The following is a 14397-nucleotide window of genomic DNA, read 5'->3' as shown; positions in this document are numbered from 1 at the left end:
CCGAAGTATCGATGATCGATCGCGGGGGTGGGGCATCCTGGCCGGAAGACCGCCCTGACCAGGCGGTTCCAGGACGATCGCGGCAGACCTCGTGACAGAGGCCGGGGCAGAGGTCCGGGGGAGGACGAGGGTGAGAGCGTCACGCAGGGGCTTCGCGGCGGCGGCGCTGGCCGCCCTGGCAGACACGGCGCAGGGGTCCGCCGCCCCACGGCCGGCGCCGGGCACGGCGGGCGCTCCCGCCCGGGGAGGCGCGGCGGCCGGTGAGATGCGCGGCATGTGGGTGGCCACCGTCACCAACCGGGACTGGCCGTCCCGCCCCGGCCTGAGCGCCGAGCGGCAGCGCGCCGAGCTCGTCGCCCACCTGGACGCCGCCGTCCGCGCCCGCCTCGACGCCGTGATGCTCCAGGTGCGGCCCACCGCCGACGCGCTGTGGCCGTCCCCGCACGAACCCTGGTCGCAGTACCTCACCGGCGCCCAGGGCGCGGACCCCGGCTGGGACCCGCTCGGCACGGCCGTCGCGGAGGCGCACGCGCGGGGGCTGCACCTGCACGCCTGGTTCAACCCGTACCGGGTCGCCATGCACGCCGACCCCGACCGGCTCGCCGCCTCCCACCCGGCGCGCCGCCACCCCGGCTGGGTGATCCCGTACGGCGGGAAGCTGTACTACGACCCGGGGCTGCCCGAGGTCCGGGCGTTCGTGCGGGAGGCGATGCTGGACGCGGTGCGCCGCTACCCGGTGGACGGGGTCCACTTCGACGACTACTTCTACCCGTATCCGGTGGCCGGGCAGACCTTCGACGACGACGCCGCCTACGACCGGTACGGCGCCGCCTTCCCGGACCGGGCGGCCTGGCGGCGGGACAACGTCGACCGGCTGGTCCACGAGACGGCCGAGGGCATCCGGGCGGTCCGCCCCGGCACCCGCTTCGGGATCAGCCCCTTCGGGGTGTGGCGCAACGCCGACGTCGACGCGCGGGGCTCCGACACCCGGGCGGGCGTGCAGTCGTACGACGATCTGCACGCGGACACCCGGAAGTGGGCCAGGGAGAACTGGATCGACTACATCTGTCCGCAGCTGTACTGGAACATCGGCTTCGCCGCCGCCGACTACGCGAAGCTGCTGCCCTGGTGGGCCGAGGTGGTCCGCGGCTCGGGCACGCGGCTGTACGTGGGGGAGGCGCTGTACAAGGCGGGGGACCCGGTGCAGCCCGCCGCCTGGCAGGACCCGGCCGAGCTGTCCCGTCACCTCACGCTGGCGAAGCGGTACCCCGAGGTGCGGGGGCACGTGTTCTTCGCGGCGCGCGAGGTGACGGCCGATCCGGCGGGGGCGATGGCACGGGTGGTCGCCGACCACTACGGGCGCGGCGCCGGCCCCCCGTCCTGATCAGTGCCGGGTCATGCTCTCCCGGTGCCGGATCTCGGTGTCGGGACCGGGCGAGCAGATGCCCTCGTGCCCGTCCTCGAACCGGACCCGGTACGGCGGGTCGCCGTCCCGGCCGAGCACTTCGACGATCTCGCCGACCTTGTCGTGCTGGCCGACCACCCTGCCGTGCTGGACAAGCCGGTCACCCTCGGTTGCGCGCATCGTCGCCTCCTCACCTGTACGGGGGCAGCGGTCCATGCTCCTTCGAGTCTACGGCGGGGGGCGGAACCCGGCAGCGGTCCGGCCGCGTCACCGTGGGCACGCGCCCGGGGCGGGCCGTGTCCCCCGGCGGGGACGTGCCTCCGAGCGGGGACGCGCGCCCGCCCCTCTGCCGGACCGTGTCCTCACCCCGCTGCCCGGACGTGCCACGCCCGCGTCCCCCATGCCTCCCACGGCCCGGACGCGCCGTGGCCTGCCCCGCCGGCTCTCACCCCCGCGCCCGCTGCGTCACCGCGATGCACACCAGGACGGCGATCGCCGTGACCGGGGCCGCGACCGGCAGGTGTTCGCCCAGGAGGAACACCGACCAGACCAGCGTCAGCAGCGGCTGGGCGAGTTGCAGCTGGCTGGCCTTCGGGATGCCGATGGACGCCATGCCGCGGTACCAGACGATCAGGCCGAGGAACTGCGAGCCCGCCGCCACCCACAGCAGGCCGGTCACGCTGTGCGCGGTCAGCCGGACCGGCTCCGCGGTCAGGGCGAGCGCGGCGGCCGGCAGGGTGAGCGGCAGGCACAGCACCAGTGCCCAGCCGATGACCTGCCAGCCCGGCATCGTCCCGGCCAGCCGGCCGCCCTCGGTGTAGCCGGCCGCGCAGACCAGCAGCGCCCCGAACAGGTACAGGTCCGCCGTGGTCAGCGCGCCCCCGCTCTGCCGCACGGTGAACGCCACCACCGCCGCCGCGCCGGCGAGGGCCGCCGCCCAGAAGGTGCGCGAGGGGCGCGAGCCCGTCCGCAGGGACGAGAACAGCGCCGTGGTGAGCGGGAGCAGGCCCACCACCACGGCGGCGTGCGCGGTGGTGGACGTCCGCAGCGCGAGCGTGGTCAGCATCGGGAAGCCCAGCACCACCCCCGCCGCGACCACCGCGAGCCCCGGCCAGTGGTGACGGGCGGGGAGCGGGACCCGCAGGGCCAGCAGACAGCCCCCGGCGATCACCGCCGCGAGCACGCTGCGCACCGCCACCAGCGACCAGGGGCCGAAGCCCTCCAGGCCCCAGGCGGTGGCGGGGAACGTCAGGGAGAAGGCGACCACTCCCAGGGCGGCCTGGAGGGTGCCGAAGCCACGGCCGCGCGGGGGGGCGGGGACCGCTATCGGAACAGTGGCGGTAGCGCTACTCTGTACTCTCATGCAGGAGAGTAGCAGCGTCAGTGAATTGGCGGAACGGCTGCGACAGGAACTGGACCGCTACTCTCCCGGAGAGAAGCTTCCGTCCAGCCGGACCCTGGTCGAGCGGTTCCGGGTCAGCCCCGTGACCGTCTCCCGGGCCCTGGCGCGGCTCGCCGCCGAGGGGCTGGTCGTCACCCGGCCCGGCGCCGGCGCCTTCCGTGCCGCGCCCCGCACACCGGCCGCCCCCACCGGGGACACCTCGTGGCAGGAGGTCGCCCTCAGCGCCGACGGCGCCGCCGACCTCGTCCCCCGCTCGGTCGACGCGTCCGGCGTCCTCGTCTCGCTCGCCGCCCCCGCGCCCGGCGTGATCGAGTTCAACGGCGGCTATCTGCACCCCTCGCTCCAGCCCGAGCGCGCCATGGCGGCCGCGCTGGCCCGGGCCGGTCGCCGGCCGGGGGCGTGGGGACGGCCGCCCATGGAAGGGCTTCCCGAGCTGCGCGAATGGTTCGCGCGCGCCATCGGCGGGCCGCTGACGGCGGCCGGAGTGCTGGTCACCGCGGGCGGGCAGTCCGCCCTGACCACCGCCCTGCGCGCGCTCGCCCCGCCCGGTGCTCCCGTCCTCGTCGAGTCGCCCACCTACCCGGGCATGCTGGCCATCGCCCGTGCCGCCGGGCTCCGCCCGGTGCCCGTCCCGGTGGACGCCGACGGCGTACGGCCGTCGCTGCTCGCCGACGCGTTCCGCGCGTCCGGCGCCCGCGTCCTCGTCTGCCAGCCGCTCTTCCAGAACCCCACCGGCGCGGTCCTCGCCCCCGAGCGGCGCGGCGAGGTGCTGCGCATCGCCCGGCAGGCCGGCGCGTTCGTCGTCGAGGACGACTTCGTACGGCGGCTGGTGCACGAGGACGCGGGCCCGTTGCCGCGCCCGCTCGCCGCCGACGACCCCGACGGCGTGGTGGTGCACGTCGGTTCGCTGACCAAGGCCACCTCGCCCAGCTTCCGGGTGAGCGCCCTCGCCGCGCACGGCCCGGTGCTGGAGCGGCTGCGGGCCATCCAGATCGTCGACACCTTCTTCGTGCCGCGCCCGCTGCAGGAGGCCACCCTGGAACTGGTCGGCTCGCCCGCCTGGCCCCGCCACCTGCGCGCCCTCGCCACCGCCCTGCGCACCCGCCGCGACGCCCTGACCGCCGCGCTCCGCCTGCACCTGCCCGGCCTCGCCCTGCCGCACATCCCCTCCGGCGGCTACCACCTGTGGGTACGGCTGCCCGACGGCACGTCCGAGTCCGCCCTGACCGCCGCCGCCCTGCGCGCGGGCGTCGCCGTCACCCCCGGACGCCCCTACTTCAGCGCCGAACCGCCCGCCGGACACCTCCGCCTGAGCTTCGCCGCCGTGGCCGGCGCCGGCGAGATCACGGAGGGCGTGCACCGGCTGCGCAGGGCCTGGTCCGAGGTGGTGGGATAACGGCTCGACGCCCGCCGCCTCCGGCTGCGAGCATCGGCGCATGACTGCCGACCCCCGCCTGCCCGAGGGCTACGAAATCTCCACCGACCCCGCCCGGATCGAGGCCGACACGGTGCACCGGTGGCTGTCCACCGACGCCTACTGGGCCCTCGGCCGCCCCCGCGAGACGCAGGACCGGGCGATCGGCGGCTCGCTCAACTTCGGCGTGTACGACACGGTCACGGGCGCGCAGGTCGCCTACGCCCGGGTCGTCACCGACCGGGCCACCTTCGCCTGGCTGTGCGACGTGTACGTCGACCCCGCCGTACGCGGCAAGGGCCTCGGCACCGCGCTGGTCACCGCCGTGCGGGAGGAGGTGCGGGACTGCGGCGTGCGGCGCGTGCTGCTGGCCACGCACGACGCGCACGAGGTGTACGCCCCGCTCGGGTTCCGGCCGTTGGAGCGGCCCGACCAGTGGATGGCGCTCGTCTTCGAGCAGCCCTGACGCACGGTCCCGGGGTCGCCGGGCGGGCGTTCCGGATGGATCTGCCCCGTATCTCCCCGCCGGAGGGTGAGGAGTGCGCCACCTTGCGTCATGGCCGGCCGGCACCTCTTGACCGGCCGACCCCGGCGGCTGACCATCGCCGCATGGCACTCCGGGTCACGTTCGTCGCCGCGGCGGGGAGCTCCACGGTGCTGTCCGAGCGGTTCGAGGACCCCCGGCCGCTGGACCAGACCGGATGGAGCGAGGTGCAACGCGTCGCGCACGAACTGCTGCCCCTGGCCGCGGCCGACCTGCGCTACTGCTCCCCGGCACCGCGCAGCCGTGCCACCGGAGAGGGTCTCGGCTACGCACCGCTCGTCCAACTCGCCCTGCGCGACTGCGACATGGGGCGCTGGCGCGGACTGACCCTGGGGGAGGCGATGGCCCGCGAGCCGGAGGCGGTGGACGCCTGGCTCGCCGACCCGCGGTCCACACCGCACGGCGGGGAGTCCCTGCTGGAGTTCATCGGACGCGTCGGCGGCTGGCTGGACACCCGGCCCGCCGAGGACGGCTGCCGGGTGGTCGCGGTGGCCGAACCGTCGGTGATCCGCGCGGCGCTCGTCTACGCGCTCAAGGCGCCGCCCGCCACCTACTGGAACTTCGACGTCCGCTCGCTGTCGACGATCAGCGTCGCCGGGCGGCCGGGCCGGTGGAGCCTGCGCCTGGAGAACGTCTCGGCCCAGCCCCTGCGCGCCTAGCCCGCCCTTGTACGGAGCCGGCGCCTGCGCGAAGCCCGGCCCGTGCCCGCGGCGCTCAGGCCTCGCGCGCGTGGTCCGTGACGAGCTCCAGGTCCTTCGCCGGACCGCGCACCCGCCAGACCGCGCGCCAGTGGCCGGCGTCCCGGACGGTGAACTCGCCCCGGTAGAGGTCCGCCGAGCAGGGGTGGTGGGCGACGTGCCGGCCGGACCGCAGGTCCAGGCCGTGGAACGGGCGGCCGTCCGCGAACCGCACGTCCGCGGTGCCGTCGGGGCCGGGCAGGAAGCGGAGCGTGCGCTCGGCGGGCCGGGTGACACCCCGCCAGGTGAAGTCACCGGACTCCCGCTGCAGCAGGCCGCCGCCGTCCCCGTCCCCCGGCGGACCGAACACCACCGTCCCCAGGAACCGCCCCTCGTCCCCGCTCGCGAGATCCCGCACGACGCGCTCGGCCCGCCACCTGCCGCTCAGGTACGCCAGTACGTCGGGTACCGGCCAGAACTCGCCCATGACGCCCCGTTCTCCCGTGCTCCTCGGCGCACGCCCCGCTGACGTGCTCCTGCCTCCGCCCCCGTCCTGCCGTTCGACGTGCGCCCGATGCCCTGGCAGGGTCCCTGCCCCTTTCAGGGCGGTGCGGGGAGAGGGGCCGGGCCGCGGACGCGCGCGGGAACGGCGTCGAGCGTAACCGCAGGGTCGTGGAGCTCGCCTCGTCCCGGTCCGTGCGCGTCCGCGCGGACCGCGTCCGTGGCGGCCGGCCACGGCCTGATTCCGCACCCCCTTCCCCGCGTCCGCGCGGGCCCGGCCGGTCACCCCGTGCGGACGCCGCTCCCGGACGACGCCCGCGACGGGGTCCGCCGTCCGGGGCGGGCGGCGCCACCGGGGTCGCCCGCCCCGGTCCGGATCCCCGGTCCGGATCCCCGGTCCGGATCCCCGGTCCGGATCCCCGGTCCGGATCCCCGGTCCGGATCCCCGGTCCGGATCCCCGGTCCGGATCCCCGGTCCGGAGATCCGGCTGGTCCCCGCGGACGACGAGCGCGGCGCACCGCGACGTCCGGGCGGCCGCGGCGCACGTGCGACGCCGCGGTCGCGCCCCGGCCGCGGCCGCCGACGCGGTCAGTCGAAGGTCTCGACGTACTCCTGCGGCGGGCCGAGGTCGGGACGGTCGCGCAGGACGACGCGGTCGCCGAAGCGCTCGGTCTCCAGCACGGTGAGGACGTTCTCACCGGCGTGCAGCAGCGGCCGGGGGAGGTAGAGCGTCCGCTGCGGGCCGATCTCCCAGTAGCGGCCCAGCAGGGTTCCGTTGACCCACAGGAATCCCTTGCCGAAGCCGGGCAGGGCGACGAAGGTGTCCGCGGGCTCGGCCACCTCCAGCCGGGCGTCGGCGAAGCCCGCCCGCCCCCCGGGCGCCGCGGCCGAGGCGGCGCGGGAGATGTCCTGCCGGGTCCACTCGTCCAGCGGCAGCCGGTACATGCTCCAGTTGTGCACCTGCCGGCGGTCCACGAGCACGCTGCCGAGGATGCCCTTCCCCTGGCCGAGCAGAGGGCCGTAGTTGATCCGGCCCTGGTTCTCCACCAGCAGTTCCAGCCGGACGCGGCGCCCGGCGCCGTGGACGGCGACCGAGGAGCTGTCGCCGTCCAGCACGGCCACGGGCTCACCGTCGACGAACAGCTGGGCACGATCGTGCAGGTCCCGCACGGACAGGTCGACGGACCCCGGGGGGAGGAGCGGTTCGGCCGCGTACAGCACCAGTCCCGCGGCCTGCCCCAGCTCGCCGAAGCTCAGCGGTACCGGTGCGCGTACCGGCTCGGTGGTGGCGCGCAGCCCCTCCAGCAGGGCCGCACGCCGGGTCAGCTCCAGGGAGCGCGGCTCCAGCAGGGGCGGGTCCGCGGGAACGGGCCGGTCCGCCACGGCGGGGTCGACGGCGGCCAGCCGCTCCCGCACCGCGAAGAACTTCGGGGTCAGGGCCCCGTGTTCGGCGATCGGGGCGTCCGAGTCGTAGCTGGTGACGGTCGGCTGGATCCGCTCGCCGTCATGGTTGGCGCCCGACCAGAGGCCGAAGTTGGTGCCTCCGTGCGCCATGTACAGACTCACCGAGCCGCCCTCGGCGAGGATGCCTTCCAGGGAGTCCGCCGCGCTGTCGGCCGACCGGACGTGGTGGTGCTCCCCCCAGTGGTCGAACCAGCCGTTCCAGAACTCCGCGCAGAAGAAGGGCTCGCCCCGCCGTCGCTCCCGCAGCAGCGCCGCGGCCTGCGCGGGCCTGGAACCGAACGTGGCGGCGGCCAGTTCCCCGGCCAGGGAGCCGCCGTCCTGCATGAGCGCCGTCGGGCCGTCGGCGGTGTAGAGCAGTTCGGTGACGCCCCGCTCGACCAGTGCGTCCCGCACCCAGCGGACGTAGGAGTGGTCGTCGCCGTAACTGCCGTACTCGTTCTCGATCTGCACGGCCACCACCGGTCCGCCCCGGCCGGCCTGGAGGGCGGCGATCCGCGGGATCAGCTCGTCGAACCAGCGCCCCACCGCGTCCAGGAAGGGAGGGTGGGAGGTGCGCAGCCGCATGCCGGGGGTGTCCGTGAGCCAGGCGGGCAGACCGCCGTTGTCCCATTCCGCGCAGATGTAGGGGCCCGGCCGCACGATGACGTCCAGCCCTTCCTCCCGGGCGAGCCGGACGAAGCGTTCCAGGTCGCGCGGGCCCTCGAAGTCCGCGTCGCCCGGAGTGCGCTCGTGGAAGTTCCAGGCCACGTAGGTGTCGACGGTGTTGAGCCCGAGGGCGGCCAGCCGCCGGAGCCGGTCGGTCCACTGGTCCGGGTGGACCCGGAAGTAGTGCAGGGAGCCGGACAGGACGCGGTGCGGCCGGCCCTCCCGCAGCAGCGTTCCGTCCCGGAAGGTGAGGGCGGCCGGTCCGCCGCGGGCGGACGCGTGTTCCACGGTGCCGGGCTCCGGTGCGGTCATTTCACGGCTCCCGCGGTCATGCCCGCGCGCCAGAACCGCTGCAGCGAGAGGAAGGCGAGCAGGAGGGGGACGATGGACACGAGCGAGCCCACGACGACGAGCGCGGGCGGTACCGCGACATGGCTGGCGTTCCAGCCGACCAGACCCACCGTGACGGGCTGCAGCCGGTCGTCGCCGAGGACCATCGAGGGCAGCAGGTAGTTGTTCCAGATCTCCACGAACTGGAACAGCAGGATGGTCACCAGGGCGGGCAGCATCATCCGCACCGAGAGGGAGCGGAAGACGCGGAACTCGCCCGCTCCGTCGATCCGGCCGGCTTCCAGCACCTCGTCCGGCACGCTCTGCGCGGCGAACACCCGGCAGAGGTAGACACCGAACGGGCTGACCATGCTCGGCAGCAGCACGGCCAGCGGGTTGTCCATCAGGCCCATGCCGGAGAACATCAGGTACAGCGGCAGGGTGAACAGCACCTTCGGGATGAGCACCGCCGCCAGCACCACGCCGAACAGCAGCCCGCGGCCCGGGAAGCGGTACTTGGCCAGGGCGTAGCCGGCCAGTGCCGAGAAGGCCGTGCCCAGCAGCGCTCCGACGCCGCAGTACAGCACGCTGTTGAGCATCCAGCGCCAGAAGATGCCGCCGTCGTGGCTGCCGAGCCGCGCGATGTTGTCGAAGAGACCGAAGCCGTCGAACCACAGGCCGGTGCCGGAGAACTGCTCGCCGAACGGCTTCGTGGCGGACACGAGCAGCCACCACAGGGGAAGCAGGAAGTAGAAGGCCGACAGGGCCAGCAGCGCCGTGACCGTGACCCGGCTCGGCACGCTCGCGTCGCGCCGCGCGCGGATCATGGGCGGTTTCGTGGTGGGCGCGCTCATTCCTGCTCTCCCCGGGCCGTGAACTTGAAGAAGACGAACGACACGACACCCACCAGCACGGCGAGGAGGACGGACTGGGCGGCCGCGTACGGGTAGTTGCCGGCGGCGATCGCGCTCTGCGCGGACATGATCGGGGTGAAGGTGGAGGAGACCGCGCCGTCGGAGACGGGCTGGAGCACCACCGGCTCGTTGTAGAGCTGGGCCGAGCCGATGATCGAGAAGACGGCGGTGAGCACGAGCGCGTCGCGCACCGCGGGCACCTTGACGCTCCAGGCGATGCGCACGGCCGAGGCGCCGTCCATCCTGGCGGCCTCCAGCACCTCCGCGGGGATCGACTGCAGCGCCGCGTAGATGATGATCATGTTGTAGCCGGTCCAGCTCCAGGTGACGATGTTCGCCACCGACCACAGCACCAGATCGGTGTCGAAGAACGGGATGCTGACGCCGACCGGCTCCAGCATCCGGTTGACCGGGCTCGACTGCGGTGAGTACATGAACGACCAGACCAGCGCGGCGCTCACCCCGGGGATCGCGTAGGGGAGGAAGCTGGTGAGGCGGAAGAAGCCCTTGCCGCGCGCGGACCGGGAGTCGATCAGCAGGGCGAGGACGAGGGCCGCGCCCAGCATCAGCGGCACCTGCACCACACCGAACAGGGCGACCCGGCCGAGGGAGGAGAGGAACGCGCCGTCGTCGAACACCCGCAGGTAGTTCCCGAGCGGGTCGAACTCCTCGGTCGGCGCCGTCAGGCCGAGTCCCGACCGCTGCACGGTGTACAGGCTCTTGACCACGGCGTAGACGATCGGCGCGACGTACATGCCGAGGAACAGGACGATGAACGGGGCGCAGAACAGCAGGGGCCGCAGCGGCCCCCACCGGCTCTTCTGCGGGCCCTCGGGGGCGGGGCGGGCACCGTCGGCGGACGGCGGCCCGCCGGTGGAGCGTCTGCTGCTTCGGGTGTCCGCCGGAGCGGCGGCGTTGCTCACGGGGCAGTTCCTCACTGTGCGCGGTGGACCGGGCGGGCTCGTCGTCTCGTCGGTGCGGCGGGCCGGTTACCCGGCGACCTCCATGCCCTGCTTCTTCATCTCGCCCACCGTCGCCCGCTGCGCGCTCCTCAGGGCTTCGGCGAGCGTGCCCTCGCCCGCCCACGCCTTGCCGAGGCCGTCGTTGAGGTCGGCCGAGGTCTTGGTCATCATCGGGCCCCAGGTCCAGGAGGGGTTGACGCGCGGGGACGCCTCGGCGACGACGTCGTAGATCTTCTGTCCGCCGAAGTACTCGTCCGCCCCGCTCAGCTGGGGGAGGTCGAGCAGGTCCTTGGCCGCCGGGTAGAGCGCGGCCTTGTCGACGAGGTCACCGAACGCCTTCCGGTCGGTGCTGAGCCAGTGCGCGAACGTCCAGGCCGCCTCCGGCGCGTCGCAGCCGGCGAGGACGGCGGTGGCGGAGCCCCCGGCGTTGCCGACCTGCTCGCCCCCCTCGGTCCACTGCGGCATGGGGGCCACCGCCCACTTGCCCGCCCCCTGCGCCGCGCCGCCCTTGATGACGCCGGCCTGCCACACCGCGCCCACGACGGTGGCGATGTTCCCGTTGCCGAGGCCGGTGTACCAGGCCTGGTCGTACATCGGGGCGCTGCTGACCAGGCCCTTGTCCACCAGCCCCTGCCAGTGGTCGGCGACCTTCCGGTTGGCCTCCGAGGCCATGGTCACCTGCCAGGCGTCGTCCTTGATCCCGAACCAGCCGGCGTCCGCCTGCCAGGCGAGGCCCGCGTAGTCGTAGTCCATGTACGGCGACGTGATGTACCGCTTGGGATCGGAGGCGTGGATCTTCCCGGCCGCCTCCTCGTACTCGGCCCAGGTGGCCGGAGGCGCGAGGTCGAGCGAGTCGAAGACCTCCTTGTTGTAGAACATCACCATCGGTCCGGTGTCCACGGGCGCTCCGTAGACCTGGTCGCCGAGGGTCACCGACTTCCAGGCCGCCTCCTGGAAGTCGCCCTCGGCCCCGGAGGCGTGCTCGGTGACGTCCAGCAGGGCCCCCTGGGCGGCGAAACTGGGGAGCGTCTCGTAGCCGACCTGGGCCAGGCAGGGGGCGTTGCCCGCTTTGACGGCGTTCAGCATCTTCTGGTAGCCGCCCTTGGCTCCCGGCTGCACCGACTGGTACGTGACCTTGATGTCCGGGTGGCTCCGGTTGAACGCCTTGACCGCGTCCTCGTAACCCGGGGCCCAGCCCCAGAATGTTATCGATGCCTTGCCGGACGAGGAGGCCGGATCCGAGTCCGATCCACCGCATGCGGTGGCCGTCAGGGCCAGGGCCAGAGTGCCGATGATTCCGGCGGACCGGGTGATTGATCTCTTCATGACTCCTCTTCCAGGGAGATGAGGCAAGGGGCGACCGTCACGCGTTCATGGAGCGGGCGGCGTGCGGCATGGGCGAAGCGACCGTCGACGGCTCGAACTATGGCAGAAGTTGTTATCGATGCCAACGGTTCACAAGCAAGAAATCGGCGGAGTCTTCTCGCGCAGCGCCGACTGATCCTGTGAGCGATATCATCGGGGGCCACGGCCACGAGGAAGGACCCATGGTGAAGCAGAGTGCCGACGCGAAGCGGCCACCCGGGATGGCGGACGTGGCGCGAGCCGCCGGGGTGTCCGCGCAGACGGTGTCCCGAGTGCTCTCGGGCCATCCGAACGTCCAGGAGCACACGCGCGCCAAGGTCATGGCCGCCGTGGAGGAGCTGGGGTACCGGCGCAACAACGCCGCCCGGGTGCTGTCCTCGGGCCGCAGCCGCACCATCGGTGTGGTGACGCTGCGCACCCACTACTACTCGGGCGGGCTCATCACCTCGGGCATCGAGAACGCGGCCAGGGCGGCCGGGTACGCCGTCAACGCCGTCACGACCTCGTCGCTCGACACGTCCGCCATCGAGGACGCGCTGTCCCGGCTGGCCGACCAGGACGTCGAGGGCGTCGTCCTGGCCGTGCCGCTCATCCACACCAGCCGCCGGATCGAGCAGCTGACCGCGTCGGTCCCCACCGTCACGATCGACGGGTCCCGCACCTCCGCGACCGAGGTGGTGGCCGTCGACCAGGCGCTCGCGGCGCGTCTGGCCACACAGCACCTGCTCGACCTCGGGCACGACTCGGTGTGGCACGTGACCGGTCCCGAGGAGTGGCTGGAGGCCGCCAGCAGGCGTGACGGCTGGCGCGACACCCTCGAGGAGGCCGGGCGCTCCGTGCCTCCCGCGCTGGAGGGCGACTGGTCTCCCGCGTCGGGGTACCGCAACGGTCTCGTGCTGGGGCGCATCCCCGACGTGACCGCCGTCTTCGTCGCCAGCGACGAGATGGCCTTCGGGGTGATCAAGGCGCTGCACGAGACGGGTCGGCGGGTCCCCGAGGACATCTCGGTGGTGGGCGTGGACAACATCGAGCTCGCCGAGTACAGCTGGCCGCCGCTCACCACCGTGGCACAGCCGTTCGCGGAGATGGGGGCGCTGGCGGTGACGCATCTGCTGCGGTCCATCGCGGCTCCGGGCGCCCTGTCGGAGCCGAAGTCGGTGGAGCCGCGCCTCGTCGTCCGGTCGAGCACCGCGCCGCCCCGCGGCGCCGGTGGCGCCCGCTGACCCTCGCGGCCCTTTCCGTACCGGGCGGGAGCCGCCCGCCCGGGCGGGGCCGGATGTCCGCGGGGCCGGTGCGACCGCCGTCCCCGGACCGCCCCGCCGGCGGTCCTGACGTCGTCCGGCTCCCAGGGGTCCGCGCGGCGAGGGGGGCTGCCGAGGGCGTCCCGCCCCCGCCGTTCCGGCCCTCCGGAAGCACCGCCACGCGGGGGTGCCCAGGCTTCCCCCGCGGCACGACGAGCGCATGCGGACGACATCCGTGCGGCCGCGGGGGACTCGCTCTCCGGCGTACGCACCCGAGTGCGGCACGCCTGCGGACCACCGGGCGGCGGACTCCCCGTCCGACATCGTGGAGGACTGCCCGGCCGACGACGGGGCAGCCGTCCCCCGGGCGGTCCCGTCCCGCCCCGCCCGGGTCCGCCTCCGCCGGCCCGGCACCTCCCGTCGATCCCGGCACCCGTTGCATAAACGTGCAGAGAAACGTATAGTCATGCCATCCAGGAGGAGGGTTTTTCCATGGCGGTACGTGCGGCGGTGGCCGGAGCGAGCGGGTACGCGGGCGGTGAGCTGCTGCGTCTGCTCCTGACCCACCCCGGGGTCGAGATCGGCGCCCTGACCGGGAACTCCAACGCCGGACAGCGCCTCGGCGCGCTCCAGCCGCATCTGGCGCCGCTGGCCGACCGGGTGCTGGAGCCGACCGCCCCCGAGGCGCTCGCCGGGCACGACGTCGTCTTCCTCGCGCTGCCGCACGGCCGGTCCGCCGCCGTCGCCGAGCAGCTCGGCGACGAGGTGCTGGTGATCGACATGGGTGCCGACTTCCGGCTGAAGGACGCCGCCGACTGGGAGGCCTTCTACGGCTCCCCGCACGCCGGCACCTGGCCCTACGGCCTGCCCGAACTGCCGGGTGCCCGCGCCGCGCTGGAGGGGTCCAAGCGCGTCGCGGTGCCCGGTTGCTACCCCACCGCCGTCTCCCTCGCCCTGTTCCCGGCCTACGCCGCGGGACTCGCCGAGGCCGAGGCCGTGGTCGTCGCCGCGTCCGGCACCTCCGGCGCGGGCAAGGCGGCCAAGCCGCACCTGCTGGGCAGCGAGGTCATGGGCTCCATGTCCCCGTACGGCGTGGGCGGCGGGCACCGGCACACCCCCGAGATGATCCAGAACCTCAGCGCGGCGGCCGGCGAGCGCGTCACCGTCTCCTTCACGCCCACCCTGGCGCCGATGCCCCGCGGCATCCTCGCCACCTGCTCCGTGAAGGCCAGGCCCGGTGTCACCGCCGAGTCCGTGCGCGCCGCCTACGAGAAGGCGTTCGCCGACGAACCGTTCGTGCGCCTCCTCCCCGAGGGACAGTGGCCCGCCACCGCCTCCGTGTACGGCTCCAACGCCGTGCAGGTGCAGGTGGCCCACGACGCCGCCGCCGGCCGGGTCGTCGCGATCAGCGCCATCGACAACCTCACCAAGGGCACCGCGGGGGGTGCCGTCCAGAGCATGAACATCGCCCTGGGGCTCGACGAGACCACCGGGCTGACGACGATCGGAGTCGCGCCGTGAGCGACGCACGT

The 14397-nt window shown here is 74.0% G+C and carries 13 protein-coding genes; 6 read left to right on the top strand and 7 right to left on the bottom strand.

Annotated elements, in window-relative coordinates; genetic code table 11:
* The first annotated feature begins 130 nt into the window (after positions 1-130).
* Positions 131-1384 carry a glycoside hydrolase family 10-like protein gene (locus ACWH4W_RS27310; RefSeq protein ID WP_473078485.1) on the top strand — a complete coding sequence of 418 codons (1254 nt, stop codon included), beginning with the start codon at positions 131-133 and terminating at the stop codon, positions 1382-1384.
* On the opposite strand, the gene ACWH4W_RS27305 is transcribed toward ACWH4W_RS27310, so the two are convergent.
* Together ACWH4W_RS27305 and ACWH4W_RS27300 are read right to left on the bottom strand one after the other, a co-directional pair.
* The gene (locus ACWH4W_RS27305; protein ID WP_473078484.1) at positions 1385-1585 is read right to left on the bottom strand and encodes a DUF1918 domain-containing protein; all 201 of its coding nucleotides are present in this window, start codon (positions 1583-1585) and stop codon (positions 1385-1387) included. It lies immediately after the preceding gene.
* Between the two features lie 265 nt (positions 1586-1850).
* Positions 1851-2768, bottom strand: coding sequence for a DMT family transporter (locus tag ACWH4W_RS27300; RefSeq protein ID WP_473078483.1), 918 nt, complete (start codon positions 2766-2768; stop codon positions 1851-1853).
* On the opposite strand from ACWH4W_RS27300, the gene ACWH4W_RS27295 reads away from it, so the two are divergent.
* The 3 genes from ACWH4W_RS27295 (at position 2767) to ACWH4W_RS27285 (ending at position 5424) form a co-directional block, all read left to right on the top strand.
* Positions 2767-4203, top strand: a complete 1437-nt coding sequence (locus ACWH4W_RS27295; protein WP_473078482.1) for an aminotransferase-like domain-containing protein — start codon at positions 2767-2769, stop codon at positions 4201-4203. The two genes, ACWH4W_RS27300 and ACWH4W_RS27295, sit on opposite strands and share 2 nt — an antisense overlap.
* A gap of 40 nt (positions 4204-4243) precedes the next feature.
* Positions 4244-4687 (top strand): GNAT family N-acetyltransferase, encoded by a 444-nt coding sequence (locus tag ACWH4W_RS27290; protein WP_473078481.1) that lies wholly within the window; start codon positions 4244-4246, stop codon positions 4685-4687.
* Positions 4688-4830: 143 nt separating this feature from the next.
* Positions 4831-5424 (top strand): histidine phosphatase family protein, encoded by a 594-nt coding sequence (locus tag ACWH4W_RS27285; protein ID WP_473078480.1) that lies wholly within the window; start codon positions 4831-4833, stop codon positions 5422-5424.
* Positions 5425-5479: 55 nt separating this feature from the next.
* Here the strand turns inward: ACWH4W_RS27285 and ACWH4W_RS27280 are convergent, their stop codons facing one another.
* From ACWH4W_RS27280 to ACWH4W_RS27260, 5 genes are all read right to left on the bottom strand, one after another.
* Positions 5480-5929 (bottom strand): DUF6314 family protein, encoded by a 450-nt coding sequence (locus ACWH4W_RS27280; protein WP_473078479.1) that lies wholly within the window; start codon positions 5927-5929, stop codon positions 5480-5482.
* A gap of 603 nt (positions 5930-6532) precedes the next feature.
* On the bottom strand, positions 6533-8365 hold the full coding sequence (locus ACWH4W_RS27275) for a glycoside hydrolase family 35 protein (protein WP_473078478.1): 1833 nt from the start codon (positions 8363-8365) through the stop codon (positions 6533-6535).
* Positions 8362-9237, bottom strand: coding sequence for a carbohydrate ABC transporter permease (locus ACWH4W_RS27270; RefSeq protein ID WP_473078477.1), 876 nt, complete (start codon positions 9235-9237; stop codon positions 8362-8364). The genes ACWH4W_RS27275 and ACWH4W_RS27270 overlap by 4 nt, the downstream gene beginning before the upstream one ends.
* A complete protein-coding gene (locus tag ACWH4W_RS27265; protein WP_473078476.1) occupies positions 9234-10220 on the bottom strand; it encodes a carbohydrate ABC transporter permease in 987 nt (328 codons plus the stop codon). The genes ACWH4W_RS27270 and ACWH4W_RS27265 overlap by 4 nt, the downstream gene beginning before the upstream one ends.
* Positions 10221-10286: 66 nt before the next feature.
* Entirely contained in the window at positions 10287-11585 is a 1299-nt protein-coding gene (locus ACWH4W_RS27260; protein ID WP_473078475.1) for an ABC transporter substrate-binding protein, read from the bottom strand.
* A 221-nt stretch (positions 11586-11806) separates the two neighbouring features.
* Between ACWH4W_RS27260 and ACWH4W_RS27255 the strand changes: the two genes are divergently transcribed.
* Positions 11807-12847: a LacI family DNA-binding transcriptional regulator gene (locus tag ACWH4W_RS27255; RefSeq protein WP_473078474.1), complete on the top strand. Its 1041-nt coding sequence runs from the start codon at positions 11807-11809 to the stop codon at positions 12845-12847.
* 510 nt (positions 12848-13357) lie between these two features.
* Positions 13358-14386, top strand: coding sequence for an N-acetyl-gamma-glutamyl-phosphate reductase (argC, locus tag ACWH4W_RS27250; protein ID WP_473078473.1), 1029 nt, complete (start codon positions 13358-13360; stop codon positions 14384-14386).
* Positions 14387-14397: the final 11 nt, after the last annotated feature.

The sequence above is a fragment of the Streptomyces sp. DSM 120436 genome (assembly GCF_055778765.1).
Note: the sequence above shows the minus strand (reverse complement) of the source record. Positions and strands in the feature narration are given on the sequence as shown.

Bases quoted from the DNA above. Each gene is read 5' to 3' on its own strand.
- ACWH4W_RS27305 (WP_473078484.1), bottom strand. From the start codon at position 1,585: ATGCGCGCAACCGAGGGTGACCGGCTTGTCCAGCACGGCAGGGTGGTC.
- ACWH4W_RS27295 (WP_473078482.1), top strand. From the start codon at position 2,767: ATGCAGGAGAGTAGCAGCGTCAGTGAATTGGCGGAACGGCTGCGACAG.
- ACWH4W_RS27300 (WP_473078483.1), bottom strand. From the start codon at position 2,768: ATGAGAGTACAGAGTAGCGCTACCGCCACTGTTCCGATAGCGGTCCCC.
- ACWH4W_RS27290 (WP_473078481.1), top strand. From the start codon at position 4,244: ATGACTGCCGACCCCCGCCTGCCCGAGGGCTACGAAATCTCCACCGAC.
- ACWH4W_RS27285 (WP_473078480.1), top strand. From the start codon at position 4,831: ATGGCACTCCGGGTCACGTTCGTCGCCGCGGCGGGGAGCTCCACGGTG.
- ACWH4W_RS27280 (WP_473078479.1), bottom strand. From the start codon at position 5,929: ATGGGCGAGTTCTGGCCGGTACCCGACGTACTGGCGTACCTGAGCGGC.
- ACWH4W_RS27275 (WP_473078478.1), bottom strand. From the start codon at position 8,365: ATGACCGCACCGGAGCCCGGCACCGTGGAACACGCGTCCGCCCGCGGC.
- ACWH4W_RS27270 (WP_473078477.1), bottom strand. From the start codon at position 9,237: ATGAGCGCGCCCACCACGAAACCGCCCATGATCCGCGCGCGGCGCGAC.
- ACWH4W_RS27260 (WP_473078475.1), bottom strand. From the start codon at position 11,585: ATGAAGAGATCAATCACCCGGTCCGCCGGAATCATCGGCACTCTGGCC.
- ACWH4W_RS27255 (WP_473078474.1), top strand. From the start codon at position 11,807: ATGGTGAAGCAGAGTGCCGACGCGAAGCGGCCACCCGGGATGGCGGAC.
- argC (WP_473078473.1), top strand. From the start codon at position 13,358: ATGGCGGTACGTGCGGCGGTGGCCGGAGCGAGCGGGTACGCGGGCGGT.